This window comes from Corynebacterium aurimucosum ATCC 700975, assembly GCF_000022905.1.
Lineage (GTDB): Bacteria > Actinomycetota > Actinomycetes > Mycobacteriales > Mycobacteriaceae > Corynebacterium > Corynebacterium aurimucosum_F.
Window position 1 is genome coordinate 1767985 of record NC_012590.1, and the last position, 25439, is coordinate 1793423.

The window sequence follows — 25439 nt, forward strand, 5'->3', positions numbered from 1 at the left end:
CCATTGTGACCTCCCCCAAAGCACATCTTTAATGGGACGAAGACGACGAAAGCGCCCCGCAAAGGAGGCGCTGCGTCTCGAAAGAACTTAGGTCTAGCCCAGAGATCTATAAGGTCTTACTTCTCCCCCAGCAAGGCATCCACGAAGCCCTCAACCTCAAACGGTGCAAGGTCGTCTGCGCCTTCGCCAAGGCCCACGAGCTTGACCGGCACGCCCAGTTCCTCCTGAACTTGGAAGACGATGCCACCCTTGGCGGTGCCATCCAGCTTCGTGAGGACAACGCCGGTGATGTCAACAACATCGCGGAAGATGCGGGCCTGGGTCAGCCCGTTCTGCCCCACCGTCGCATCCAACACGAGCAGGACCTCATCGACGTCCGTCTTCTTCTCCACCACGCGCTTGACCTTGCCCAGCTGGTCCATGAGGTCCACGGAGGTGTGCAGACGGCCAGCGGTGTCAACGAGAACAACGTCCACGCCTTGGTCAACGCCAGCAGCCACGGCGTCGAAGGCCACGGAGGCTGGGTCCGCGCCTTCCTTGCCGCGCACGGTGGTAGCGCCCACGCGGCGGCCCCAGGTCTCCAACTGGTCCGCAGCCGCTGCACGGAAGGTATCTGCCGCGCCGAGCAAGACGTTGTGGCCCATGGAAACGAGCACGCGTGCCAGCTTGCCGGTCGTGGTGGTCTTGCCAGTGCCGTTGACGCCGACAACCATGATGACGGCCGGCTTGCCCTCATTCGGCATGGCCTTGATGGAACGGTCCATCTCCGGGTGGCCCACCTCGATGAGGGCCTCGCGCAGCATGGCGCGGGCTTCCGCCTCGGAGCTCACTCCGCGCTCCGCAATCTTGTCGCGCAGGGAGTCTGTAACCTGCATCGTGGACTTCGTACCCAAATCCGCCATGATGAGGGTGTCTTCGATTTCCTCCCAGGCATCATCATCCAGGTCACCTGCGGAGAGAATACCCATGAGGCCTTGGCCGATGGCATTCTGCGAGCGCGACAGGCGCCCGCGCAGCTTGCCCAAGCGGCCGGCAGCCGGCGCAATATCCTCCTGCGGCTGGGCTGCCGGAGCCTCGACAACCTCAGCGTCGTCGGATACCTCTAGCTCCTCGGGCTCAGCCTCGAGCGCCGCGCTTGCCGACGCCGCCTGGGCCCCCGCCGCCGCGGCAGCCTCCTCAGCTTCTGTTTCCGTTGCATCCGCACCTGCTTCTGCATCGGTATCGGCTTCTACGTCTTCTGCTTCTGCCGCGGTTACTTCTTCGGCCTCAACCTGGACGGAAGGCTCCTCCTCTGCCTTCGGGGCTTCGACTATCGGCTCCGGTTCAGCAATCTCTGGTTCAGCGTTCTCTGGTTCGGTGGCCGGGACAGCTTCCTCCGTGTCCTCTTTATCCTTATCAACAGCAGCGGCACCGGATACGGCAGCACCAGCGGCTGCGGCGCCCGCGGCACCTGCCGCGACAACGCCAGCGGAGGAATCCTTATCCTCTTCTTCCTTTGCCGGCTCCTTCTGTGCAGCCGGTTCCGGCTCGCTCACGGGCTTCGCATCGGCAACAGGCTCCGGCTTGGGCTCTGCCTGAGGCTTCGGTTCCGGCTTAACCTCAGGCTTAGCCTCCGCCTCGGACTTGGCATCTACCGTTGGTTTTGGCTCCGCCTTAGGCTTCGTATCCTTCGGTGTTTCCTCGGCGCCCTCTAACTGCGCATTCGCTAGCTCAGTGGCATCACGCTGCTCAGACCTCTTCTCCGCTTGCGGCTGAGCTTTGGGCTCGGCCGGTGCGGGCTTCTCAGCCTTAGCCGCAGGCACAGGTTCCTTGGTAGCGCCGCCGCCAGCCGGGGCAAAATTAAAACCAGACTTGGCCTGGTAGTTGCCGGACTTCTGCTGCTGGGTCAGCTCCTTCGGCTCCTCCGCGGGCTTTTCGAAGGAGACCTTCTTTGATTCGCCGCGCTTCTTGCCCAGAACAACGAACAAGACCACCAACAGAATCAGGACGATGACTGCTATTGCAATCCACAGAAAAGTAGTATTCATGCTTTCCATAGTGCCAGGGTTGTCCACGTACGGCACGATAAGGAGGGTGAAAAGTGCTGGGCGCAAGCCCCGCCCTAGCGCGGGGCATCCACGCCGAGACGCGTGGCGTCCTCCGCCGCCTGAGCCGTGCCCGGCGCCTCACCCGCACGGGTCATGCGCTGCGAAATCACGCGCGTGACACCATCGCCGCGCATCGTCACACCATACAGCACGTTGGCCACGTCCATCGTCGGCTTCTGGTGGGTAATGACGATGAGCTGAGAATCCTTACGCAGCTCCTCGAAAAGTGCGATGAGGCGGCGCAGGTTGACGTCGTCAAGCGCGGCTTCCACCTCATCCATGACGTAGAACGGTGAGGGACGCGCACGGAAAATCGCCACGAGCATGGCCAGGGCCGTCAAGGACTTCTCGCCGCCCGAGAGCAGTGACAAGCGCTTCACCTTCTTACCCGGCGGGCGGGCCTCCACCTCGATGCCGGTGGCCAGCATGTCATCCGGCTCCGTGAGGATGAGACGACCCTCGCCGCCCGGGAACAGCGTCTGGAAGACCTTGGGAAACTCCGCTTCCACGTCATGCCAGGCATCCGTGAACAGCTGCAAGATTTGCGCATCCACATCTTCGATAACGCCAGTCAGATCCTTGCGGGCCTGAATCACGTCATCTAATTGCGTGGACAGGAAACTATAGCGCTCCTCCAGAGCCTTGTACTCCTCCAAGGCCAGCGGGTTGACCTTGCCCAAGGAGTTGAGGTCCTTCTCGGCTTGCTTCAACCGCTTGGTTTCGGCGGAGCGATCGAAGTCCTCACCCGGTGTGTACTCCTTGAGCAGATCGGGGATAGCAATGCCGAGCTGCTCCACGATCTTGCCCTCGGCCTCATCCACGCGCACCTGCGCCTGGCTGCGAGCGATCTCGGAGTTATGCGCGGAGTCGGTCAGGCGATCGAGCTGCTGGCGGGTCGAGGAGACCGCTTGCTTCGCCGATTGTGCACGGCCTTGCAGCACGCCGCGCTGGGTGACCAGCTCATCGCGTTCCTCGGCGGCCCGCTCGAGTGCCTGCGCGGTGCGGGCGGCCAGATCCTGGGCATGCTTGTCGACGGCCCCCGCCAACCGCGCCTGCGCCTGCCGGCGGGCCATCGCCTGATCGTGGCGCGCCTTGGCTTGGCGCTCGTGCTGGGCTTGGCGCCGCAGAGCCTCTCCCCTGCCGGCCGCCTGACCGACCTTTTCCTCCGCGCTACGAGCAGCCATCTGGGCCTCTACCTCCATGGCCTTGACCTGCTCGAGGGCGGCCGAGGCCGCATCGCGTTCCACCGAGGAAGGCTCATCCGCCTGCTCCTCAGCGTCCACGCGGGACAAGCGGTCACGCGCCTCCGCTAGTTCTTCGCGTAGGCGGGCCAACTGCACCTCGATATCCGTGGCGCGGGCGGCGGCCTTTTCGTGTTCGGCTTTGTTCGCCTCATACTGCTTGAGCAAGCGCTGGTGGTCGCGCTTCCACGCCTCAAGCTCGTGATCATGCTCCCGCAGTGCGGCCTTGGCGCTCGCCGCGCCTACCCGGGCATCATCGGCGGCTAGCTTCGCGCCTTCCAGCGTGCCTGATAGCTCCTCCAGCTCATGGGTGGCGGTTTCCAGCTGTTGCTCGGCCTCTGCAATCTGACCGCTCACCTCAACCGTGGAGACGGCACCGGTTCCGGCTTCGACCCAGCCTTCGCCGACGAGCAACCCCTCGGCGGTGACGGCCCGCAGGCGCGGATCCTCGGCAATGAGTTCACGGGCGGCAGCATAGTCATCCACCAGAACGACGTCGGAGAGCAACCGCGTCACCGCCGCCGATACTTCCGGGACCAAGACCATCTGGTCGAGCAACCAGTTAGCGCCGGAAGGCAGATCGGCGTCAAGGCGCCAGGCTGAACCGGTAGGTTCAGCAGAGACGTCGATCAGCGGCGTGCGGCTCGCCGCAGCAAGATCGCGCACGATGTCCCCGCTCACCGCGCCGGCTTGGGCTTCCGCGAAGGAGCCGAGTGCCGCCGCAACGGCCGTCTCATAGCGAGTAGAAATGAACTCCGCGAGAGGCTTAAATCCTTCCCCCAGCTCTAATGCTTCCGGAACGGTCTGGCCCAGGGTATCGATGCGCGCGCGCAAACTGTACACGGTGCGCTCGTGCTCCCGCTGGGCATCGCGCAGCTGCTCCAGGCGCTTATCGGCCGCGGCGGACTCGCTGGCCGCGCGCACATGCGCTTCCTCCAGTGGCTCACGCTCAGCAGCCAAGTGCTCCAGCTTGTCCGCCACCTCATCGGCTTCCGCCTGCGCTCCCCTAGTGCGCGACTTCGTATTCGCTAAGGTCTCTTCCTGTCGCGCCAACTCGGACTCCGCGGAGCTTACCTGGCCGGCAAGGTTCTCCTCGGCGGCGATGAGGCGAACCACGCCTTCACGGCGATCCGCAATGGCGCGCAGTTGCGCCATGTGTTCTTTATCAGCAGCCTCGAAAGCTTCCCGGCGCTCAGCCACTTCCTCCCGAATCGATTCCAAGCGCTCCGCTGCTTCTTCGGCGGCGGCCAGCAACTCTTCGTGTTCCTCGTCGGCACGCTGAGCGCGCGCCTCCAGCTCCTCCGGAGCCTGGCCCGCGTAGGCCACCTGGGAACCAACATTGCTGGCGCGCTCGGCCGCAATACGCTGCGTGGCAGAAATGCGTTCGCTCAGCGTCGATAGCTCGAACCACAACTTCTGCGCGGCCTCCGCGCGCGGGGTGACATCCCCCAACTCGGCTTCTACCTCGAGTTGGATTTCAGTGGCCTCTTCCAGCTGTGCTGTCACTTCCTCAACCTGTTCGGCGAGCACCGCCGCGCGCTTCTCCGCATCATCAAACGTGGCGCGCAGCCGCACCACGCGGTCACCTGCCAAGCGCAGGCGGGCATCCCGCAAATCGGCTTGCACGGTGGCTGCGCGCTGGGCGGCCTCCGCCTGGCGGGCCAGCGGCTTGAGCTGTTTACCCAGCTCATCGGTCAAATCCTGCAGGCGGTCCAGGTTGGCCTGCATGCCAGTGAGCTTGCGCTGCGCCTTTTCTTTGCGGCGGCGGTGCTTGAGCACGCCCGCGGCTTCTTCGATATAGGCTCGGCGATCCTCTGGCCGGGATTCCAGGATTTCCGCCAGCTTTCCCTGCCCCACGATGATGTGCATCTCGCGGCCAATGCCGGAATCAGATAGCAGCTCTTGAATATCCATGAGGCGCGCCTTCGCCCCATTTATCTCATATTCGCTCGCGCCATCCCGGAACATGCGGCGGGTGACGGAAACCTCTGAATAGTCGATGGGCAAGGCACCATCGGAGTTGTCGATGGTGAGCGTGACCTCGGCGCGGCCGAGGGCCTTGCGGTCACCGGCACCGGCAAAGATGACGTCCTGCATCTTGCCGCCGCGCAGAGTCTTAGCGCTGCCTTCACCCATGACCCACGCGAGCGCGTCGACGACATTAGATTTACCCGAGCCATTCGGGCCCACAACGGCGCAGATACCGGGCTCGAATTTCAGGTTCGTCGCGGACGCGAAGGACTTGAATCCTTTGAGCGTGAGCGATTTGAGGTGCATTCGACTAAGTTTAGCGCTCGATGAAGCCCGACTCACCGCGCGGTGCGGCCCACTGCTCCACCACGGCGTTCACCACGCCCGGGCGGCGGGTGGTCGACGGTTCTTCACGCAACAAGGCCAGCAGCTTCTCGCAGTCAGCACGCGGGCCTTCAGCAACCACCTGGACGCGACCATCCTGCAGGTTCGTCGCGTGTCCTGCCAGCCCTAGTTCAAGGGCCCGGGAACGCGTCCACCAACGAAAGCCCACGCCTTGGACATGGCCGTGGACGAAAGCTGTGAGCCGTTCATTCCCTGTGGCTGCTGCCTGCTGCGCCATTTAGTACTCCCTCAAGTTCGTGCGGTCACCCAAGTCGTGCTCGTGCTTGAGACGGCGGCGATCCTCCGCGCTGCGGCGGGTTACCGGATCCGTGCCATCCCAGCACTCAACATTCTGCAGTTCCGGCAGCATATCACGGTGGAAGACGGGATCCAGGCCCTTGCGGCGCTGCTCGTTGTAGTTCTTCAGCAGCTTGATGGCCACGCCCGACAACGGCACGATGGCGCACACGTTGAGCAGAACCATGATGGCAGCGCCGGTATCGGCTAGGTCGAACACGGTGCCCAGCGGGGCGACCGCGCCGTAGAAGACAAAGGCCAGAACGATGAGGCGGAAGGTCCACAGCACCCACTTCTTCTCCGAGAGGTATTCCACGTTGGACTCGGCAAGGTAGTAGTTGCCCAGAATCGAGGAGAAGGCCAGGAAGAACAGGATGAAGGTGACGAAGTGGATGCCCCACTCGCCCACCACGCCGGAGAGCGCATTCTGGGTCAGGGTCACGCCCTCAATCGCATCAGAGCCGAAGCGCTCGAAATCAGTACCCAAGAGAATGATGAAGGCGGTGATCGTACACACCACCAGGGTGTCGAAGTACACGCCAAGGGTCTGCACGAGGCCCTGCTTGACTGGGTGGGACACCGTCGCGGTAGCTGCTGCATTCGGTGCGGAGCCTTCGCCCGCTTCGTTGGAGAACAAACCACGCTGGATGCCCTTGAGCATCGCCATGCCCACGGTCGCGCCGGCAGCTTCGCGGAAGCCGAAGGCCGATCCAATGATGGAGACAAACATGTCCGGCACCTTGTCAAAGTTCAGCACCACCACGATGAGGCCCATGATGAGGTAAGCACCAGCCATGAAGGGCACGATGAACTGAGTCATCGAGGCAATGCGCTGCACGCCGCCGATGATGATGAGACCGGATACTGCGACGACGGCGATGCCCACGCCTGCCTTGAAGGCACTGGAATCCTGCCCGAAGGAGGCCGCCAAGGAATCGGAGATAGCGTTGGTCTGGAAAGCGTTGTAGAACCAGCCAAAAGTAATGGCGATGGCGACGGAGAAGATGGTCGCCAGAGGCTTCCAGCCCAAGCCGCGGGACATGTAGTAGGCGGGGCCACCACGGTAGGTATCCCCCTCGCGGACCTTCCACAGCTGCGCCAGCGTGGACTCGACGAATGCAGTCGCACCACCAAGAATGGCGATGAGCCACATCCAGAACACCGCACCGGGCCCGCCCACGGAGATGGCCACGGCCACGCCCGCGACGTTGCCGGTGCCCACGCGGGAGGCAGCCGAAATGGTGAATGCCTTGAAGGCGGAGATGCCGCCATAATCGGCATCCTCATCGGCGCCGACGCCCTTGGGCTTTTCGACGACCGCCTTGAACATGTCCGGAAGCATACGGATCTGCACCAAGACGGTGCGGATGCCGAAGAAGAGGCCCGCGGCAATGAGCAGCCATGGCAGGACATAGGACCACAGGCTGTCGTTAATGACACCGATCACGGTGCTGAAGATTTCTTGCATGCGTTACACATTAATAACTCACACCAGAATCGTCCTAGTTGGCCGCCGACTTCCTCCCCACGCCGCGGTTCTGACAGGAAGGGCAATAGTGGGTCCCACGCCCGCCTAGCACGGTTTTCAGGATTTCCTCGCCGCAGCGCTCGCAGGGTTGACCACCCCTCCCATATACGTGCAGGGAACGGTCAAAATATCCGGATTCGCCGTTGACGTTGACGTACAACGCATCAAAGCTGGTTCCGCCAACCGCGAGGGCGGCGCGCATGACATCGGCGGCCGCGGAAATCACAGCGACAGCATCGCGCTGCCGCAGAGCACTAGCCTTCTTCAGCGGAGAAATCTGGACCGCCCACAGCGCCTCATCGGCATAGATATTGCCTACTCCGCTGAGCACCGTTTGGTCGAGCAAAGCCGCCTTCACTACTGTACGTTTCGCGCGCAAGCGCCGTCCTGCCGCAGTCAGATCGAAATCTGTTTCGAGAGGATCCGGAGCGATATGCGCCATGCTCAGCCACGGCCCGAGACGCCAATAGCCGAAGGTGCGCTGGTCCACGAAGCTGAGACGGGTGGTGTCATCAAGCACGGCGGCGATGCGCACATGCGGCGAATCTACCTCACCGATCCGCACCTGCCCCGACATACCGAGGTGGATGAAGAGCACATCGCGTGCCGGGTCGCTGTGGTCCTCGTCGGCGAACTCCAGCCACATGAACTTGCCGCGGCGCGCCACCGCGGCAATCTTCCTGCCCACCAGCAGCGCGGACAGCGGCGCTTCCTGGCCCCGGTTAGCGCGCGGGTGGTGAACCTCTACTGCTGCGAAGGAGCGCCCCACAACATAGGGCTCGAGCCCGCGGCGGACGGACTCAACTTCGGGAAGTTCTGGCATCGAGTCCTCGTGGTTTAGCTCTCTTTGCCGGCGGTGCCCTGCACCAGCAAGGGCGTCTCGCGCAATGCTTGGCACGCTTCTTCCGCTGCCTGCTGCTCCGCAAGCTTCTTGTTGTGTCCCGTTCCCCTGCCCACGGTCAAACCGGCCACGGTGGCCACGGCGTTAAAGGTCTGATCGTGCTCAGGCCCCGTCGAGGTGGCCGAGTAGACCGGCATCGCTGCCTTCAGCTCCGCGCACAGCTCCTGCAAGGTGGTCTTCCAGTCCATATGGCGGCCGGACACCACGGCGTTGTCAATCTTGGCGGCGAACAGCTTCAGCACCACCCCGCGGGCAACCTCAAAGCCATGCTGGCGGTAGATAGCCCCCAAGATGGCCTCGGTGGTATCAGCCAAGATGGAATCCTTATCGCGGCCGCCAGTAGATTGCTCGCCCTTGCCCAACAGGACGTGCTCGCCCACGCCGATTTCGCGGGCAACATCGGACAGGCCATAGCGCGACACGATGGAGGCGCGCATCTTGGAAATATCCGATTCAGGGCGCGAGGGGTACTTCTCGTAAAGCTTGGCCGCGATGGACAAGCCCAAGACGGCATCCCCCAGGAACTCGAGGCGCTCGTTATTGGGCAGGTGCCCGTTCTCATTGGCAAAAGAGCGGTGGGTCAGCGCCAAGCACAGCAGCTCATCATTGATCTCCACGCCGAGCGCCTTCAGCAGAGGGGCGTGATCTACCTCCGCGAATGCCGCGGCTAGTGCCTGTTCACCGGTGAGTTTCTTCTTCTTGCTCATAGGAACTTCTCCAGCCCGGACCACCGCGGATCCACGCGCTCTTCTTCCCCAGAGACCCCCGTGGTCACTCCGTCAGGAGCGTCCACCTCACACCCCTCCTCGCACGTTGGCGCAAAGGGAAGGGATAAACCTGCCTCATCGATCACGGTCTGTAGGAGGTTGAGGATTCCATCCTTGATCTCGGGCACCTCATCACCGGAACCGCGATCCTCCTCCTCGGCCTCATCCCCGCTGACGAAGGATTCATCTGCGGAAAACACCTGGGATACGTGGAGATCCAGTTCCGGGTGCAGCTCTGCCAGGCAACGGGCGCATTCGCCGCTGAGGGTGCCGGTGACATCAGCGTCCACCAACACGCCGGAGCCCAACGGGGTCAAGGTGGCGTCCACCTTAACCTCAGTTCCTTCCGGGATGCCGATCATTTCCACGCCGATGCGCTCTGGCGCGGGTCCGGTCTGCACGCGGTGCTCAGGCAGCGCGTCGGTTCCTTGGCTGCGGAGCAATTCCGTCACGTCGAACTTCAATGGTGATTTCATAGCGCCCACCAGCTTACCCTGTGCTGGCCCGCGCGCCCTAGACTGGCAAAGACCTGAATGCTGGGTCATAGGCGCTTAAGCACTTGGCCTAAAAGCTCGATTCTTGTGCTTGAGGCTTTTAGCCTAAAGCCCCATGAGCTACACCGCTACCGATACGGCGTCCCTGAGCGTCACGGCACGCGAGCTCGCGCTCAGCTACCCCTTGCAGTGCCTCGCCCCCGCTGTGGCGCTAGCCCTCGCGGGAATGGCGTGCCGCCACGTTTTCACGCGACACCGCCCCAGTATCTTCGGCAACGCTGGCTATTCCTTGCATCGCGTGGCCCTCGCCAGCACGCTCGCCGGTTTAATGGTCGGGGCAGTGTCTTTCCTACCCCTGCACTTTGAGCCGATCCTGATCCTGTCTTCGGCCTTGTTCTCGCTTTTTGCTGCGCTCATCGCCTGGCGCGCACGGGAATCTTTTTCCGCCGCGGGTATGGGAATTGGTCTGATGATGCTGACCGTCGGCGCAGTCGATGTGGCGCTACTGCTTGCCGACGCCGCCTGGGGCCCCATCTCCGAGCCCCACACCCCGGGGACGGATTTCGGCATCATGTGGGTGCTCTATGCGCTGCCAGGCTTAGTCTCCGCCGGTCTTGCGGCCGCCTTCAGCACCATGCCAGCCAAGGAGGCCGCCCGGATCCGCCGCGCAGAGCGGCTGAGTATTAGTCCCCTTTAGTAGTCGCGGGGCGCTCGCGGCGCGCGACGTGCCGGTTCCCGGGTCTCGCGCGCAGCGCCGCGTCCCTCGCCACGCGCTTCCCCACGAGAGCGCACACCGGCGCCTCGGCGCAGAGCGGAGCGATCGTTATTCACGGTGCGCAGGAGGTCAGACAAGGTGGTCTCGAATTCCCCGAGCTTGGCGTCAACGAATTCATCGCACTCGGTGCGCAGACGGTTGGACTCAGAGTGCGCGGTCTCTACGATGCGGTGCGCCTCATCATCCGCGCGGCGCACGACCTCGGATTCGGAGACCAAGCGGTCTTGCTCAGCCTGACCTGCAGCGACAGCGCGCTGGTATTCCTCATCTGCTTGGGCGCGGGTGCGCTCGGCGTCGGAGCGCGCATTATCCACCAGGTTGCTTGCCTCGTCCTCTGCCTGGGCAACCAGGGTGGTGGCGCGATGTTGGGCGTCGGCCAGCATGGCGTCCGAATCCTCACGCGCACGAGTCACGGTGTCATCAGCTTCAGCATTAGCCTCAGAAATAATCTGCTCCGCGCGTTCTTCAGCGCCCTGCAGGATCTCATCCTGCTTGTCCAAGACGTCCTGGGCGTCATCCATTTCCACGGGGAGGGCGTTGCGGAGATCGTCGAGAAGCGCCAGCATCTCGTGGCGCGGAACCATGCAATTAGAGGTCATGGGAACGGCATAGGCCTGTTCCAGGTTGCGAACAAGTTCATCGAGGGACTCAAATACGCGGTACATGGCACCAGCCTAACCAAGCACATACGCACCGCGACGTATCCCACGCGGGAAGAAACGGCGAAAACCTCCCCACTGAGTGGGGAGGTCAAACCAAGGCATAGAGAGGTGTAGAGAAAGGCCGGGGCTAGATCACGCCCTGCGCCAGCATGGCATCAGCCACCTTCTTGAAGCCTGCGATGTTGGCACCCGCGACGTAATCTCCCTCCAAGCCATATTCCTTAGAGGTCTTATCGATATTGCGGAAGATATTGGACATGATCTCGTGGAGGCGCTGGTCGGTGTACTCGAAGGACCACGAGTCGCGGGATGCGTTCTGCTGCATCTCCAGCGCGGAGGTTGCCACGCCGCCTGCATTCGCGGCCTTACCCGGCGCGAAGGCGATGCCATTTTCCACAAAGTAGTGCGCGGCCTCCGGGGTACAGGGCATGTTCGCACCCTCGGCAACATAACGGACCTGATTCTTGACCAGGAGCTTGGCGTCCTCGCCGTCGAGCTCGTTTTGGGTAGCGCACGGCAAGGCAACATCGGCGCTGACTTCCCATACATTGCCGCCCTCGTGGTACTCCACGCCCGCACCCGCTTCGCCGGCGTAGGTGGAAATGCGCTCGCGGCGGACTTCCTTAATCTCCTTGAGCAGCTCTAGATCCACGCCGTTCGGGGTGGTGATGTAGCCGGAGGAGTCAGACATCGCTACGACGGTTCCGCCGAGCTGTTGCACCTTTTCGGCGGCGTAGATGGCGACGTTGCCGGAGCCGGAGACAATCACCTTGGCGCCGTCGAAAGACTCACCGTGGGTCTTCATCATTTCCGAAGTCAGATACACCAGGCCGTAGCCGGTAGCCTCGGTACGCACGAGGGAGCCGCCCCAGCTCAGCCCCTTGCCGGTAAGAACGCCAGACTCGTGCTTGTTTTCCAGGCGGCGGTACTGGCCAAACAGGAAACCGATCTCGCGGCCGCCCACGCCGATATCGCCGGCCGGGACGTCGCGGTACTCGCCGATGTGGTTGTGCAACTCCGTCATGAAGGATTGACAGAAACGCATGACCTCGGCATCTGACTTACCCTTCGGGTCGAAATCAGAACCGCCCTTGCCGCCACCGATAGGCAAGCCGGTCAGCGAGTTCTTAAAAATCTGCTCGAAGCCGAGGAACTTGATGATGCCCAGGTTCACGCTCGGGTGGAAACGCAGGCCACCCTTGTAGGGGCCGAGCGCGGAGTTGAATTGCACACGGAAACCGCGGTTGACCTGGATCTGGCCGCCGTCATCCACCCACGGGACGCGGAAGATGAGCTGACGCTCGGGCTCACACAGCCGCTCGACCAGGCCGTAATCAGCGTAGTGAGGGTCCTTATTGAGGACGATCTTCAGTGAGTCGAGTACCTCAGCGAGCGCCTGGTGGAATTCCGGTTCACCCGCATTACGCTTGAGAAGCTTGCTGTAGTAATCGGAGATTTGCTGGTCGATGGACATGGCAATCCTTTCATTGGGCACCGTTCCTCGCGGTCGGTGCGTCATCCATTGAACAACCGATAGTTTTCTATCAATCGACCTAAATTGCAAGACGGACGTACTGGCGAGCGCTTTAAAGGCTGGTCAGGGTGCGAAAATTTTTTCTCACATCTCTGCCATATACTCATGGGCATGCGCATTCTTGTTGCCCCCGATTCCTTTAAAGGCACCGCCACCGCAGCCGAAGCTGCCGCCGCCATTGCATTGGGCGCGCGGCGTGCTCTCAGCTCCTCGCCCCACGCCGACACGGCGAAGGTAACGACCCTGCCTATGGCCGATGGCGGCGAAGGCACCGCGGAGGTGCTCGCCAGCGCCGCTGTTCATCGCCATGGCACGGCGGGGCAGACCATTACGCTGCCTACCACCGATGCCATCGGGCGCTTGACCGAGGCCAGCTACCAGCTCGTTGGTGACACAGCCTTCATCGACGTTGCCGCTGCCACCGGCCTTCCTGCCGTTTCCGACGCCCTCGATCCACTCCATGCGGATTCCTATGGAACTGGCGTGCTGGTGGCCGACGCCGAATCGCGCGGCGCCAAACACATCGTTCTCGGCCTCGGCGGCAGCGCCAGCATCGACGGCGGTCTCGGCATCCTCGCTGCACTCGGAGCCGCCGCCCACGATGCCCGCGGATACGCCCTGCCCAAGGGCGGTGCACCTTTGGTCAACCTCGACCACATCGACACCGCGCAACTCAACATGAAAGCGGCCATGCTGGACTACACCTTGGTCACCGATACTCGCGCCGTGCCCGTCCAAGCCGCGACGATGTACGGCCCACAAAAAGGTGCTGAGGGCGAACAAGTAGCGCTACTGGCGGGCGCGATGCTGCGACTCTGCGAAGTCACGGAGACCGACCCGCAGGCGGAATTCTTCGGTGCCGCGGGCGGCATTCCCATCGCCCTGAGCTGGCTTTCGCGCACGCTGTGGGGCACCTCGGAGCACTGCCACATCGTGCCGGGCGGCCAGTATGTAGCCGAAGCACTCGACCTGCCCGCGCGTATCGCCGAGGCGGATCTCGTCCTTACCGGAGAAGGGCGCTTCGACGAACAATCGCTTACCGGAAAGGTGGTGGGCACACTGGCGGACATGACTAGCCCGCCAACCCTGGGCATCATCGCCGGCTCCTCAACCGCACCGGCGCCGCAGGGCACACTGCTAGAAGAACTCGACGGGAAGGAAGAGGGGGACGTCGCCCAGCACTTAAGCAATGCGGCCGAACGCCTCGTCCGCACCGTTCTGCAGAACTAAAGCTCTCTGAGGGCTCTAGCTCTCAGCAGAACTACGGGGTTACCTGCACCGCCCACGGGAAAATTGCCGGACGTTCGTGGGCGAGCTCATCCTCCAGCAACACGTGGTCCTTCGGCAGAACCGAATGGGGTGTCAACAAGCGCGCGAGGACCATGGTCAGTTGATTGACGGAGCCCTTCACACCATCGACATCGATGGCATAGCGGTAGACATTGGCGTCCTCTAAATCACGCTCTTCATGCTCATCGCGGTAGGTCTGGCGCAGCTGTTCTTCCAGCCCCTCCGGGAGGTCAGGATCGGGCACACGGGTAACCTCAGCAGAAGCTAAGGAGCCGTTATCCACCAGCTTGTGGGTAGCAGCGTTAAAGATTTCGGCCACGCGCTCGGCTTGAGCATCCGGCACCAGAACATCAAAGTGAATCAATGGCATGTAGGTAACCCTACCCAAACTTGAAGGACAGTAACTATGGCAGATCCCACACTTTCTCGGCTGAGCTCGCTCCTCCTCGAAGATTCCGTCGATCTCAGCTGGCAGCGCGCCTTCTACGAAGACATGCACGCCCACCCAGAGCTGTCCCACCAAGAGGAACGCACCGCCGGGCGGATTCTGGAGCAACTATCTAAGTACGATTGCGAGCTCGTCACCGGAATCGGCGGCCACGGCATCGTCGCTATCTTCCGCAATGGGGACGGCCCAACCGCACTGATGCGGGCGGATTTTGATGCCCTCCCCGTGGCCGAGGAAACCGGCGTCCCCTTCGCCGCCACCAATGGCGCGATGCATGCCTGCGGGCACGATATACACACCACGGCATTGCTCGGCGCGTGCGCGATTCTCGATGCCCACCGCGACGCCTGGCACGGCACCTTCCTAGCACTGTTCCAACCCGCGGAGGAATCATCCATGGGTGCCAAATACATGATTGCGGACGGGCTCACCCAGCGCGTTCCCACACCCGATGTCTGCTTTGGTCAACACGTCATGCCGGGCCCCGCCGGCCAGGTGCAGTCCACCGCCGGCCCCATCCTGGCCGGCTGCGATTCCCTTCGCATCCGCATCACGGGGCGCTCCGCGCACGCCTCCATGCCGCACGAGGCCATCGATCCTTCCTACGTGGCTGCCATGGTGGTCACCCGCCTGCAGGCCATCGTCGGCCGCGAGGTTCCTCCCCATGACTTCTTCGTCATCTCGGTGGGCGAGCTGCATTCGGGCGATAAAAACAACATCATTCCGGGCAGCGCCGAACTCGTGCTTAACACCCGCTATTACAAGCCGGAGTTGGCGGAGCGCGTCTACGCCTCCCTCGAGCGCATGGTGCGCGCCGAGTGCGAAGCCTCGGGATGCCCAGCAGAGCCCACCTTCGAGTACTTCGCCCACGGCGAAGTCACCGATAATGACGCTTCCACGCATGAGACCGTTCGCTCGGCCTTCGACGCGGTCTTTGCCGATCTCTCCGTGAGCGCCACCCCGTCCACCGTCTCCGAGGATTTCTGTTACCTCCCACAAGCCTGGGGCGTGCCTTATAACTTCTGGTTCATCGGCTCCACCCCGGAAAACCTCCTGGACAACCCGCCAGTCAACCACCAATCCATTTTCCTGCCGGATTATGAGCCCACCATGCGCTCGGCCACCCACGCCGGGGCTGCAGCCGTCCTGTCTTTTCTAGGGCGCTAACCTTCCCCGCATAGTCCTTTCGCCGCGTGTGATGATTAACGCATGGCGGCTGGCAGTGCTCTCGCCTGCAGCTGAATGCGGAACTGGTTAAGCTTGGGTATTGGTATTTTTCCGCATTTTTATGCCTAAGGTGAAGGGATTCTCATGAGTCAACCCCAGCACTCCGATTTTCAGACCGCAGTTCCCGGACACGTCCGCGCCGCTGCTGGTGTCTCCCCCTCTGCCGCGACCAACCGCAAGTTCTGGTCCGGCTTGTCTTCTTCAGTAATGGAGCAGATTGCTGACAACTGGGAGGCCACCCGCAACGCCTACTCCGCCGCCCGCCAGCAGCACTACTTCTCTGCTGAGTTCCTCCAGGGGCGCGCCCTGCTCAACAACCTCACCAACGTCGGCCTCGTCGACGAAGCCCGCGCCGCCTCCAAGGCCGCCGGCCACGAGCTCTCCGATGTTCTTGAAGCCGAGCACGATGCCGCGCTAGGCAATGGCGGCCTGGGCCGCCTCGCTGCCTGCTTCCTCGATTCTGCTGTCACCCAGAACTACCCAGTCACGGGCTACGGCCTGCTCTACCGCTACGGCCTCTTCCGTCAGTCCTTCGACAACGGTTTCCAGCGCGAGGAGCCGGATGCCTGGATGGAAAATGGCTACGACTTCATCATTCGCCGTGCCTCCGAGCAGCGCTTGGTCCACTTCGATGACATGGATGTACGTGCTATCCCCTATGACATGCCGATTACCGGCTATGGCACCGACAACGTAGGTACGCTGCGCCTGTGGAAATCCGAACCCATCGATGAATTCGATTACGATGCCTTCAACTCGCAGCGCTTCACCGAGGCCATCGTGGAGCGCGAGCGCGTCATGGACATTTGCCGCGTGCTCTACCCCAACGACACCACCTACGAAGGCAAGGTTCTGCGCGTTCGCCAGCAGTACTTCTTCGTCTCGGCCTCGCTGCAGCAGATGATCGATAACTACATCGAGCACCACGGCGAGGACCTCACCGGCTTCGCCGAGTACAACTGCATCCAGCTCAACGACACCCACCCGGTGCTGGCCATCCCAGAATTGCTCCGCCTGCTTCTCGACGAACACGGGATGAGCTGGGATGAAGCCTGGAAGGTTGTCACCGAGACTTTTGCCTACACCAACCACACGGTGCTGGCTGAGGCTTTGGAGAGCTGGGAAGTATCCATCTTCCAGAAGCTGTTCTGGCGCATCTGGGAGCTGGTGGAAGAGATCGACCGCCGCTTCCGCGAAGACATGGCCCAGCGCGGCCTGGATCAAGGGCGCATCGACTACATGGCCCCGGTATCCGACGGCCACGTCCACATGGCGTGGATCGCCTGCTATGCCGCGTACTCCATCAACGGCGTCGCTGCCCTGCACACCGAAATCATCAAGGCGGACACGCTCTCCGAGTGGCACGAGCTGTGGCCGGAGAAATTCAACAACAAGACCAACGGCGTGACCCCGCGTCGTTGGCTGCGCATGTGCAACCCGCGCCTGTCCGACCTGCTCACTGAGCAGGCTGGTTCTGATGCCTGGGTTACCGATCTGACCGAGCTGGCCAAGCTGGCTCCTTTGGCTGAGGATGAGAAGGTGCTGCGCCAACTCATCAACATCAAGCGCGCCAACAAGCAGGACTTCGCCGCATGGATTGACGCACACCAGGGCGCTACCGTGGACCCGGATTCCATTTTCGATGTCCAGATCAAGCGCCTGCACGAGTACAAGCGCCAGCTGATGAATGCGCTTTACATCCTGGACCTGTACTTCCGCATCAAGGTCGACGGCGAAAACGTTCCGAAGCGCACCTTCATCTTTGGTGCGAAGGCAGCGCCGGGATATGTCCGCGCGAAGGCCATCATCAAGCTCATCAACACCATCGGTGACCTGGTCAATAACGACCCGGCTACCAAGGACCTGCTCAACGTGGTCTTTGTTGAGAACTACAACGTCTCCCCTGCTGAGCACATCATTCCGGCTGCTGATGTCTCCGAGCAGATCTCCGTGGCGGGCAAGGAAGCCTCCGGTACCTCCAACATGAAGTTCATGATGAACGGTGCCCTGACCTTGGGCACGATGGACGGGGCCAACGTAGAGATCGTCGAGGCAGTGGGCGAAGACAACGCCTACATCTTCGGCGCCCGCAACGAAGACATCCCGCAGCTGCGCGCCGAGTACAACCCGGGCGAGCTCTACAACACGGTTCCGGGCCTGGCGCGTGTCCTCGATGCCTTCACCGATGGCACGCTGGGTTCGGAGAATGCAGGCATGTTCGGTGATCTGCGCTCCTCGCTGCTCGATGGCTTCGGCGAAAATGCGCAGGACACCTACTACGTTCTCGGGGACTTCGCCGACTACCGCGAGACCCGTGACCGCATGGCGGCCGACTATGACGCCGACGAGCTGGCATGGGCCAAGAAGGCCTGGCTCAACATCTGCTACTCCGGGCGCTTCTCCTCTGACCGCACTATCGCTGACTATGCCAACGAGGTGTGGAAGCTAACCCCGACCCCCATTTCCCACGTCTAGACAGACAGGGGTTAATAGACGCACTAGTGCCTATTAGCCCCTAGACGGGCTTTCCCACAGACAAAGCGCCGCCTCACCCACGGTTGCTTCCTTACCCACTAAGTGGGAAGGAGGAACGGTGGTGAGGCGGCGCTGCCTGTCTGCGACGGTATTACTTGTCGCGCAGAGTCTGGCCCAGCTCGTGGACCTGAATCATATTGGTGTTACCAGAGATTCCGGGAGGGGTACCAGCGATGACGACGATCATGTCGCCTTCCTTGTACTTATCCATTCCCAGCAGAGCCTCATCAATGGCGGCCATCATGTCATCGGTGGACTCGACCGAATCACTCAAGAAGGTCTCTGCACCCCAGGTCAACGCCAGCTGCGAGCGCACCGCCGGGTGCGGGGTGAAGGCAAGGAGTGGCAGCGCGGAGTGCAAACGAGCCACGCGCTTCGCGGTATCACCAGAGGTGGTGAAGGCGACGATGGCTTTCGCATTCAGGCGCTCAGCGATATCGCGTGCGGAGTAGGACACAACACCGCGCTTGGTGCGCGGCACGTGCGACAGCGGAGGAACCTGGCCTCCCTGCTCAGCGTTCGTCACGATGCGGGACATCGTGCGCACAACATTCTGCGGGTCGATGCCGACGGAGGTCTCACCGGAGAGCATGACGGCATCGGCACCATCGAGCACTGCGTTAGCCACGTCGGAGGCCTCCGCGCGAGTCGGGCGCAGGTTGGAGATCATGGAATCAAGCATCTGCGTTGCCACGATGACCGGCTTGGCATTCTCACGCGCGATCTGGATAGCGCGCTTCTGGAACAGCGGAACCTGCTCCAGCGGTACCTCGACGCCGAGATCACCGCGCGCAATCATGATGGCATCAAAAGCCAAGACGATGGATTCGAGGGCATCGACTGCCTCCGGCTTCTCGAGCTTCGCGATGACCGGGACGCGGCGGCCTTCCTCATCCATGATTTCGTGGACCTTGTCCACGTCCGCAGGGGAACGAACGAAGGATAGGGCAACCATGTCCACGCCGAGCTTCAATGCGAAGCGAAGGTCAGCGATGTCCTTCTCCGACAACGCCGGCACAGAGATGTCCATGCCCGGCAAGGACACGCCCTTGTTGTTGGAGACCGGTCCGCCCTCGGTGACCTCACAAACAACGTCATTGCCGTCGACTTCCTTGCAGACGACGGCGACCTTGCCGTCGTCGATCAGCAGGCGGTCACCCGGCTTCGCATCCTTCGCCAGGTTCTTGTAGGTGGTGGACACGCGGTCGTGCGTGCCTTCGACGTCTTCGACGGTGATGCGGACGATTTCGCCGTCCTTCCACATCTCTTCACCGTTGACGAAGCGACCCAGACGGATCTTCGGCCCCTGAAGGTCCGCCAGGACGCCGACTGCGTGGCCGGTCTCATCGGTAGCCTCACGGACCCAGCGGTAGTTCGCCTCGTGGTCCGCATGCTCGCCGTGGGACATGTTCAGACGCGCCACGTTCATGCCTGCTTCAACGAGGCCAAGGATTCCTTCCTTGCTTGCTACAGCAGGACCCAACGTACAAACAATTTTGGTTCTTCTATCCAACATGGAGTGCCTTATTCACATCGGGAGTTTCTAACGGTTCCCAAACTACCCCGCTTTGCTGGTCTCGGCCACCACGAATGAAGCTCACACCATGTTTTGGCCCTTGAATCAGGCTTCCCCGGCGACTGTTGCAGCCCGTTCCAATTCGGCAACAACCGGGAATAACCGGGCACATCTGGGCATTTTGTGTCCTTGCGCCCGAAACTCGAGACTCTCGGTCAAGGCGTCTTAAAACCCTGTGTGATCCCGGCTACTTCCCGAAATCTCAGCGCCTAAATCTGTCGCTAGGCGCTGCGGCTGTCACCTTTGTGAGTCAGCGGTTCCGACGCTGTCACCGGCGTCGGTGCTACGGGCCGGGTCCACCTCTTCTGGCGTTTCCTGGCCTCGCGGCAACCGGATGTACACGATGAGCGCTACGACAAAGCAGACCACCGATACGATGACGTTGACACGCAGACCAAAGATGAGCGTGGCATCGTCAGCACGCATGTTTTCTACAACGAAGCGCCCCGCTGTGTATCCGGCGACGTACAGCGCAAACACACGACCATGACCGAGCTTGAATGCCTTGTGGGCCCACAGCAAGAACACGCACACCGCCACGTTCCACAGCAGCTCATAGAGGAATGTCGGATGCACCGAGGCGATTACTTCCCCGGTCGAGCGGCCACTAATCGGCGCGTATTCACCGCTTTCATTCACGCGATAATAAATGTCGAGAGCCCACGGGACGGTGGTCTCACGACCATAGAGTTCCTGGTTGAACCAATTGCCTAGGCGGCCGATAGCCTGCGCCAAAATGAGTCCAGGCGCGACGGCATCCGCAAACGGCCCCAAAGGGATGCCCTTAACTTTGAACATGAGCCACACGGCGACCGCCCCCAGGGCCACCGCACCCCAAATACCCAGTCCGCCGTTGGTGATTTTCAGTGCGTCGAGAGGATCACACGTGGAACAGAAATACTTATCATTATCCGTAATCACGTGATAGAGGCGGCCGCCAATGATGCCGGCCGGGATCACCACCAAGGCAGCATCCCAGACCACATCCGGGTTTCCACCCCGGGCGGTATAGCGGCGCAAAGTCATCCACAGCGCGACGAGGATGCCGACGATAATGCACATGGCATACGCACGAATAGGGACTGGACCGAGATGCCACACGCCTTGTGGCGGAGAGGGAATGTTGGCGAGGTAGTAAATCTGCACGGGAAATAGTGTGCCTGAAAAAGACGGCCACTACAACGCGCTTAGCTTCTGCGCGAAGGGCACGCCGGATGCTGGCCGGCGGCCACTAAGGAGCGGGCCAAAGCCATCGGGTCCTGGGCCGCCATGATGGACTCACCAACAAGGATGGCATCGGCTCCCTGCGAGGCATAGGACAGCACGTTACGCGGACTATTAACGCCGCCCACCGCAATACGTGTGATGCTCTCAGGAAGACCCGGTGAAATAGTAGAAAAGGCCTCCCGATTAAGTGCATCGGAGGCCAAAGACCACGCATTGATCGCCACGACAGTACCCCCTGCTTTGATAACGCGATCCACCTCAGCGCACGTGCGCACTTCCAGGATGGCTGTCATCCCGAGGGACTCTACGCGGTCGAGGAGCGACTCGAGGCGAGCTTGATCAAGTAACTCCACCTGCAAGGGAATCGCATCTGCCCCATAACACCGCGCTTCATGAATCTGATAGGGATCAACAATGGTGTCGCGGCACAGCATAGGAATGTCGATCGCAGCGCGGGCAACACGCATGTCCTCCAGGGAGCCATGAAAGCGGCGCCTGTCTGTCTGGCAGGCCATGACATGCACGCCTGCTTCCTCCAGCTTTCGTGCCAGGGTCGCGACGGAGTGCGGCCCGTCTAGGTGGACGATTTCTCCCCCATAAGGCACGGCGCGCTTGATTTCGGTGATGATAGAACACCCCGAGCGCAGTAAGGCCTGGGCGGCATCGCGCGGTGCGTCCATGTCTCGAGACCGCGCTTTAACTTCCTTGAAGGGGACGCGTGCCTCCCGTGCGGCTACATCAGCTAGTACGCCGGCCACAAGGTGATCGACGGCAATCGGGGTAGGCATGGAGCACCTCCCTTCCCCGAAGGAAACTCAAAGAAAGAAACAGGGGCGTTTGAGATCACACTTAGGCTAGCGCGCCCTTGCCTCTAACAAGAAATCCGGGGCACCCGATTCGGTGATAGAACCACTCTCTGAAGCAGGAAATGCAGCCACGGCTCACGTGGCTGCCATGCCTAGGTAGAGCGGGGATCGGTGGGGTCAATATCGGCGTCCAAGGCATCCCACATCACGCGGCCGGAGTCCTGGGAGGTTTCGAGATCTTCCTGCAGGCGTTCCTGGCGCACAGCCGGGGTTTCATATTTTGCAGAGCGGGGCTTATCGCCCCCCGGATTGCTCGCCACCATGACCGCGCCGAAGAGGGCCAGTGCCGCACCGACGATAGCGAGCACAGGGCCAGCGGTCGATGCATCAGCAGTGAGAACAGTGGCCCAATCCGAAATGGTTGCAGAATCCACGGAGGTATCGTTCGTTCCTCCCTGCAGTAACTCTTGAGCACGCTCCGCCTCGGCGCCGGCAGTCAACAGCGCAACCGGGCGCCATCCGGCAGCCGCTGCGGCGAGTGCGGTGAGGACAGAGACAATTCGACGACCCGCGCGTCGCAGCGCAAAGGCTGCCACACCGCCAGCGAGCACCACGACGCTGAGTGCAATGAGTTCGAGGGACCACAAGGAACCAGATAGTTCCGCAACACTCGAGCCGGCCTTATCGTCTTCGACCGCCGCCGTCACCCACGTCATGCGGGAAGACAGCCACAACAGGATGGCGCCAGCGAACATCAGCACGGGTCCGATGCGTTTAGCTCCACTGCGCTTTGTTTCAGTGCGCTTAGCCATTGTTCTCCTCTCTGAAGAGATTGCGTGCATCGAAGCACGTCCGGTCCCCGGTATGGCACGCGCCGCCGTGCTGACGCACGGTAAGCAAGACGGTGTCTCCATCGCAGTCTAAGCGCGCACCCACCACCTCTTGGGTATTGCCGGACGTCAGACCTTTAATCCAATACTCGCGGCGCGAGCGTGAATAATACGTTCCACGACGCGTCGCCAGTGTATAGGCCAAGGCATGATCATCCATCCACGCCAGCATAAGCACTTCTCCACGCTCCGATTGCACAATGGCCGGAACCAAGCCCGCCTCGTTGCGCTTAAGCTGCTGAGCAATCTCTTCACTCAGCTCATAGTCCCCTACGGCCTCTGAATCAGTGCTTCCGTGTCCGCTGTTTTCCTTGTGTTCCTTCACTGGCGGACCTCCTTCCCTGCTGCCGCGAGCGCCTCCTTAACCTCAGAGATCTCTACCTCACCGAAGTGGAAGATGCTGGCCGCGAGCACGGCATCTGCCCCAGCATCAACAGCCGGTGGGAAATGCTCGGCCTTACCCGCTCCGCCAGAAGCGATGATCGGCACGGACACTGCCGCACGCACCGCCTCGATCAGTTCGATATCAAAGCCCGCCTTGGTGCCGTCTCCATCCATGGAGTTCAGCAGAATCTCACCAACCCCCAATTCCTCACCGCGCTTGGCCCACTCCACGGCGTCAAGCCCCGCCGAGCGCGTTCCGCCATGCGTGGTGACCTCAAAGCCACTGGGAAAATCTGCTGCGCGGCGAGCATCCACCGAAAGCACAATGCACTGGGAACCAAAGACATCTGCCAGTTCGCGCAGCAACTCCGGGCGCGCGATAGCAGAGGAATTTACCGAGACCTTGTCCGCGCCGGCGCGGAGCAGCTCACGGACATCATCCACAGACCTGACGCCACCACCAACGGTCAGCGGGATGAAAACTTGATCGGCTGTACGGCGCACCACATCGAGCATGGTGCCGCGACCATCCTTTGATGCGGAGACGTCGAGGAAGGTCAGCTCATCAGCGCCGACCTGTCCATAGCGGGCAGCCAACTCCACTGGGTCACCGGCATCACGCAGGTTTTCGAAGTTCACGCCTTTGACCACGCGGCCATTATCAACGTCAAGACACGGGATCACGCGAACGGCAAGTGCCATGGTGACCATCCTCCTAAAACTAAAGGTCAGATGAGAGGCAGTCCGTATGGAAACTGCCGAATACTAAAACTACGTCCGGTTTCAGCGCCCAATTCCAACGCTGGGGTCTAGTGCCGAAGCCTAGCGCGCCCCACGAGGATTTCGGGCGATGGCATCCAGAATTGTGGCATGGACCTGCGGGGTCCCTCCCACAAAGCCCTTCGAATTGGCGGTCCACTCATTTCCTTCTGGATCGCTCACGCGGCCACCGGCGGCCTTGATCATGAGCGCACCCGCCGCGTTATCCCATGGGTGCGGCGAGAAATTCACCGCCCCATCAAACACGCCTTGGGCCACGAAGGCGTTGTCCAGCCCCACCGACCCAGTCATGCGGGGACGCAGGCCGGTCTCTCGGAGGTCATTGAACAGGCCGGTTGGCAGGTGTGAGGAACAGCCCACGTGGCCGCGAGCCTCGTCGAAGCCCTGAGCTTCCTCGCCGCCCCCGAAACCGGTTGAGGGGCCGCCGCTGGTGCGCAGCGGCATGCCGTGGGCCGCGACGACGCGACGGTTCAGCAAAGGAAAATCTGCAACGGCGACGACTGGCTTTGCTTCGTGCAAGAGCGTGACAAGAATTCCGCAGCACGGATTTCCCGCAGAATAGTTCGCGGTTCCGTCCACTGGGTCCACGACCCAGATCGTTTCTTGGAGGTCTCCCCCGTACTCCTCGCCGAGCACCGGAATTCCGGTGAGCTGACTTAGCGTTTGGCGCAGCTGCTGCTCAATGACCAGATCTACCTCGGTGGCAAAATCCCCCTCGCCCTTGAAACGCGCGGGCGCTGCACCGAGGCCCCTGCGAAAGAGATCATCAACGTGGTCCACCGCTGCTTCCGCAAAGGCAACAAGCTCGCGTGGGTCCGACGCTGAAGGTCCTGTCATCGGGGCCATAGGCCTACCTCTCCTCGATCGGGTCGATGTATTCCTCTTCCGGCAGCGGGGTAACCTCTGCGACAGCAGCGAGGGCCTCCTCCAAAGTGAAGCGCTCCTCATAAAGAGCCTTACCAATGATGGCGGAATCAATTCCCTCGTTTTCGTAGAGGGCCAACTCACGCAGGTCATCCAAGGTGGAAATTCCTCCGGAAGCAGTGATCTTGGCTTCCGTGGCGGCCGCGACCTCACGCAGCAGCTCAATGTTGGGGCCCTGCAGCGTACCGTCCTTGGACACATCCGTTACTACAAAGCGAGTACACCCAGCCGCGTCGAGGCGCTCGAGGACCTCCCAAAGGTCGCCGCCATCGGATACCCAGCCATTACCTCGAGTACGCCACTCGCCATCCACCAGGCGGACCGCCAAGTCCACTGCGATACGGTCACCGTGTTCTGCCAGGGCCTTGGCAATCCAGTCGGGGTTCTCCAAGGCCGCGGTACCAATATTGACGCGGCGCGCACCGGTAGCGAGAGCCCGGGCCAGGGTCTCATCATCTCGAATCCCACCGGTCAGCTCCACGTTCAGGTCCACGCTCGTGGTGATTTCGGCAAGCAGTTCATGGTTGGATCCGCGGCCGAAGGCAGCGTCCAAATCGACTGCATGCAGCCACTGCGCACCCTGGGCCTGCCACTTCAGGGCAGCCTCACGCGGCGAGCCATAGGATTTCTCGGATCCGGCCTCTCCTTGATCAAGGCGAACTGCCTGACCATCAACGACATCAACCGCGGGCAACAGTGTAAAACTCATGG

General features: G+C 61.7%; 22 protein-coding genes. 4 read left to right on the forward strand and 18 right to left on the reverse strand.

What is annotated here, in order from left to right; genetic code table 11:
• Nucleotides 1-116: 116 nt before the first annotated feature.
• From ftsY to CAURI_RS08380, 7 genes are all read right to left on the reverse strand, one after another.
• Nucleotides 117-2027 carry a signal recognition particle-docking protein FtsY gene (ftsY, locus tag CAURI_RS08350; protein ID WP_010190442.1) on the reverse strand — a complete coding sequence of 637 codons (1911 nt, stop codon included), beginning with the start codon at nt 2025-2027 and terminating at the stop codon, nt 117-119.
• 74 nt (nt 2028-2101) lie between these two features.
• Nucleotides 2102-5605, reverse strand: a complete 3504-nt coding sequence (gene smc / locus CAURI_RS08355; protein ID WP_012715123.1) for a chromosome segregation protein SMC — start codon at nt 5603-5605, stop codon at nt 2102-2104.
• Between the two features lie 10 nt (nt 5606-5615).
• Nucleotides 5616-5921, reverse strand: a complete 306-nt coding sequence (locus CAURI_RS08360) for an acylphosphatase (RefSeq protein ID WP_010190445.1) — start codon at nt 5919-5921, stop codon at nt 5616-5618.
• On the reverse strand, nt 5922-7448 hold the full coding sequence (locus CAURI_RS08365) for an alanine/glycine:cation symporter family protein (RefSeq protein ID WP_010190446.1): 1527 nt from the start codon (nt 7446-7448) through the stop codon (nt 5922-5924). It lies immediately after the preceding gene.
• A 34-nt stretch (nt 7449-7482) separates the two neighbouring features.
• Nucleotides 7483-8331 (reverse strand): bifunctional DNA-formamidopyrimidine glycosylase/DNA-(apurinic or apyrimidinic site) lyase, encoded by an 849-nt coding sequence (gene mutM, locus CAURI_RS08370; RefSeq protein WP_010190448.1) that lies wholly within the window; start codon nt 8329-8331, stop codon nt 7483-7485.
• A gap of 14 nt (nt 8332-8345) precedes the next feature.
• Nucleotides 8346-9116, reverse strand: coding sequence for a ribonuclease III (gene rnc / locus CAURI_RS08375; protein ID WP_010190450.1), 771 nt, complete (start codon nt 9114-9116; stop codon nt 8346-8348).
• Nucleotides 9113-9652, reverse strand: a complete 540-nt coding sequence (locus CAURI_RS08380; RefSeq protein WP_029158996.1) for a YceD family protein — start codon at nt 9650-9652, stop codon at nt 9113-9115. The genes rnc and CAURI_RS08380 overlap by 4 nt, the downstream gene beginning before the upstream one ends.
• Before the next feature lie 133 nt (nt 9653-9785).
• Here CAURI_RS08380 and CAURI_RS08385 point away from each other — a divergent pair, with 133 nt between their 5' ends.
• Complete coding sequence (locus tag CAURI_RS08385; protein ID WP_010190452.1) at nt 9786-10367, forward strand: hypothetical protein; 582 nt, start codon at nt 9786-9788, stop codon at nt 10365-10367.
• On the opposite strand, the gene CAURI_RS08390 is transcribed toward CAURI_RS08385, so the two are convergent.
• Both CAURI_RS08390 and gdhA read right to left on the reverse strand, forming a co-directional pair.
• Nucleotides 10364-11110, reverse strand: a complete 747-nt coding sequence (locus CAURI_RS08390; RefSeq protein ID WP_010190453.1) for a DivIVA domain-containing protein — start codon at nt 11108-11110, stop codon at nt 10364-10366. The genes CAURI_RS08385 and CAURI_RS08390 overlap by 4 nt on opposite strands.
• Before the next feature lie 124 nt (nt 11111-11234).
• Nucleotides 11235-12581, reverse strand: a complete 1347-nt coding sequence (gdhA, locus tag CAURI_RS08395; protein ID WP_010190454.1) for an NADP-specific glutamate dehydrogenase — start codon at nt 12579-12581, stop codon at nt 11235-11237.
• A 171-nt stretch (nt 12582-12752) separates the two neighbouring features.
• On the opposite strand from gdhA, the gene CAURI_RS08400 reads away from it, so the two are divergent.
• Complete coding sequence (locus CAURI_RS08400) at nt 12753-13871, forward strand: glycerate kinase (protein ID WP_041729692.1); 1119 nt, start codon at nt 12753-12755, stop codon at nt 13869-13871.
• Nucleotides 13872-13902: 31 nt separating this feature from the next.
• Here the strand turns inward: CAURI_RS08400 and CAURI_RS08405 are convergent, their stop codons facing one another.
• Nucleotides 13903-14301 carry a hypothetical protein gene (locus tag CAURI_RS08405; protein WP_010190459.1) on the reverse strand — a complete coding sequence of 133 codons (399 nt, stop codon included), beginning with the start codon at nt 14299-14301 and terminating at the stop codon, nt 13903-13905.
• 36 nt (nt 14302-14337) lie between these two features.
• Between CAURI_RS08405 and CAURI_RS08410 the strand changes: the two genes are divergently transcribed.
• Both CAURI_RS08410 and CAURI_RS08415 read left to right on the forward strand, forming a co-directional pair.
• On the forward strand, nt 14338-15546 hold the full coding sequence (locus tag CAURI_RS08410; RefSeq protein ID WP_010190460.1) for an amidohydrolase: 1209 nt from the start codon (nt 14338-14340) through the stop codon (nt 15544-15546).
• Nucleotides 15547-15690: 144 nt separating this feature from the next.
• The gene (locus tag CAURI_RS08415) at nt 15691-18081 is read left to right on the forward strand and encodes a glycogen/starch/alpha-glucan phosphorylase (RefSeq protein ID WP_010190461.1); all 2391 of its coding nucleotides are present in this window, start codon (nt 15691-15693) and stop codon (nt 18079-18081) included.
• Between the two features lie 151 nt (nt 18082-18232).
• On the opposite strand, the gene pyk is transcribed toward CAURI_RS08415, so the two are convergent.
• From pyk to priA, 8 genes are all read right to left on the reverse strand, one after another.
• The gene (gene pyk, locus CAURI_RS08420; RefSeq protein WP_029158997.1) at nt 18233-19654 is read right to left on the reverse strand and encodes a pyruvate kinase; all 1422 of its coding nucleotides are present in this window, start codon (nt 19652-19654) and stop codon (nt 18233-18235) included.
• A 300-nt stretch (nt 19655-19954) separates the two neighbouring features.
• Nucleotides 19955-20863 carry a prolipoprotein diacylglyceryl transferase gene (gene lgt / locus CAURI_RS08425; protein ID WP_010190463.1) on the reverse strand — a complete coding sequence of 303 codons (909 nt, stop codon included), beginning with the start codon at nt 20861-20863 and terminating at the stop codon, nt 19955-19957.
• Nucleotides 20864-20904: 41 nt separating this feature from the next.
• On the reverse strand, nt 20905-21732 hold the full coding sequence (locus CAURI_RS08430) for an indole-3-glycerol phosphate synthase TrpC (RefSeq protein WP_010190465.1): 828 nt from the start codon (nt 21730-21732) through the stop codon (nt 20905-20907).
• Between the two features lie 170 nt (nt 21733-21902).
• Entirely contained in the window at nt 21903-22562 is a 660-nt protein-coding gene (locus CAURI_RS08435; RefSeq protein ID WP_010190467.1) for a TIGR02234 family membrane protein, read from the reverse strand.
• Entirely contained in the window at nt 22555-22965 is a 411-nt protein-coding gene (gene hisI / locus CAURI_RS08440) for a phosphoribosyl-AMP cyclohydrolase (RefSeq protein ID WP_010190469.1), read from the reverse strand. Before hisI ends, CAURI_RS08435 begins: the two co-directional genes overlap by 8 nt.
• On the reverse strand, nt 22962-23726 hold the full coding sequence (hisF, locus tag CAURI_RS08445; RefSeq protein WP_010190470.1) for an imidazole glycerol phosphate synthase subunit HisF: 765 nt from the start codon (nt 23724-23726) through the stop codon (nt 22962-22964). Before hisF ends, hisI begins: the two co-directional genes overlap by 4 nt.
• 120 nt (nt 23727-23846) lie before the next feature.
• Entirely contained in the window at nt 23847-24650 is an 804-nt protein-coding gene (locus CAURI_RS08450; protein WP_010190471.1) for an inositol monophosphatase family protein, read from the reverse strand.
• A 4-nt stretch (nt 24651-24654) separates the two neighbouring features.
• A complete protein-coding gene (priA, locus tag CAURI_RS08455) occupies nt 24655-25437 on the reverse strand; it encodes a bifunctional 1-(5-phosphoribosyl)-5-((5-phosphoribosylamino)methylideneamino)imidazole-4-carboxamide isomerase/phosphoribosylanthranilate isomerase PriA (protein ID WP_010190472.1) in 783 nt (260 codons plus the stop codon).
• Nucleotides 25438-25439: the final 2 nt, after the last annotated feature.

Excerpts from the sequence above, each read along its gene's own strand:
- ftsY (WP_010190442.1), bottom strand. The coding sequence starts at position 2,027 with ATGAATACTACTTTTCTGTGGATTGCAATAGCAGTCATCGTCCTGATT.
- smc (WP_012715123.1), bottom strand. The coding sequence starts at position 5,605 with ATGCACCTCAAATCGCTCACGCTCAAAGGATTCAAGTCCTTCGCGTCC.
- CAURI_RS08360 (WP_010190445.1), bottom strand. The coding sequence starts at position 5,921 with ATGGCGCAGCAGGCAGCAGCCACAGGGAATGAACGGCTCACAGCTTTC.
- CAURI_RS08365 (WP_010190446.1), bottom strand. The coding sequence starts at position 7,448 with ATGCAAGAAATCTTCAGCACCGTGATCGGTGTCATTAACGACAGCCTG.
- mutM (WP_010190448.1), bottom strand. The coding sequence starts at position 8,331 with ATGCCAGAACTTCCCGAAGTTGAGTCCGTCCGCCGCGGGCTCGAGCCC.
- rnc (WP_010190450.1), bottom strand. The coding sequence starts at position 9,116 with ATGAGCAAGAAGAAGAAACTCACCGGTGAACAGGCACTAGCCGCGGCA.
- CAURI_RS08380 (WP_029158996.1), bottom strand. The coding sequence starts at position 9,652 with ATGAAATCACCATTGAAGTTCGACGTGACGGAATTGCTCCGCAGCCAA.
- CAURI_RS08385 (WP_010190452.1), top strand. The coding sequence starts at position 9,786 with ATGAGCTACACCGCTACCGATACGGCGTCCCTGAGCGTCACGGCACGC.
- CAURI_RS08390 (WP_010190453.1), bottom strand. The coding sequence starts at position 11,110 with ATGTACCGCGTATTTGAGTCCCTCGATGAACTTGTTCGCAACCTGGAA.
- gdhA (WP_010190454.1), bottom strand. The coding sequence starts at position 12,581 with ATGTCCATCGACCAGCAAATCTCCGATTACTACAGCAAGCTTCTCAAG.
- CAURI_RS08400 (WP_041729692.1), top strand. The coding sequence starts at position 12,753 with ATGCGCATTCTTGTTGCCCCCGATTCCTTTAAAGGCACCGCCACCGCA.
- CAURI_RS08405 (WP_010190459.1), bottom strand. The coding sequence starts at position 14,301 with ATGCCATTGATTCACTTTGATGTTCTGGTGCCGGATGCTCAAGCCGAG.
- CAURI_RS08410 (WP_010190460.1), top strand. The coding sequence starts at position 14,338 with ATGGCAGATCCCACACTTTCTCGGCTGAGCTCGCTCCTCCTCGAAGAT.
- CAURI_RS08415 (WP_010190461.1), top strand. The coding sequence starts at position 15,691 with ATGAGTCAACCCCAGCACTCCGATTTTCAGACCGCAGTTCCCGGACAC.
- CAURI_RS08430 (WP_010190465.1), bottom strand. The coding sequence starts at position 21,732 with ATGCCTACCCCGATTGCCGTCGATCACCTTGTGGCCGGCGTACTAGCT.
- CAURI_RS08435 (WP_010190467.1), bottom strand. The coding sequence starts at position 22,562 with ATGGCTAAGCGCACTGAAACAAAGCGCAGTGGAGCTAAACGCATCGGA.
- hisF (WP_010190470.1), bottom strand. The coding sequence starts at position 23,726 with ATGGCACTTGCCGTTCGCGTGATCCCGTGTCTTGACGTTGATAATGGC.
- CAURI_RS08450 (WP_010190471.1), bottom strand. The coding sequence starts at position 24,650 with ATGGCCCCGATGACAGGACCTTCAGCGTCGGACCCACGCGAGCTTGTT.
- priA (WP_010190472.1), bottom strand. The coding sequence starts at position 25,437 with ATGAGTTTTACACTGTTGCCCGCGGTTGATGTCGTTGATGGTCAGGCA.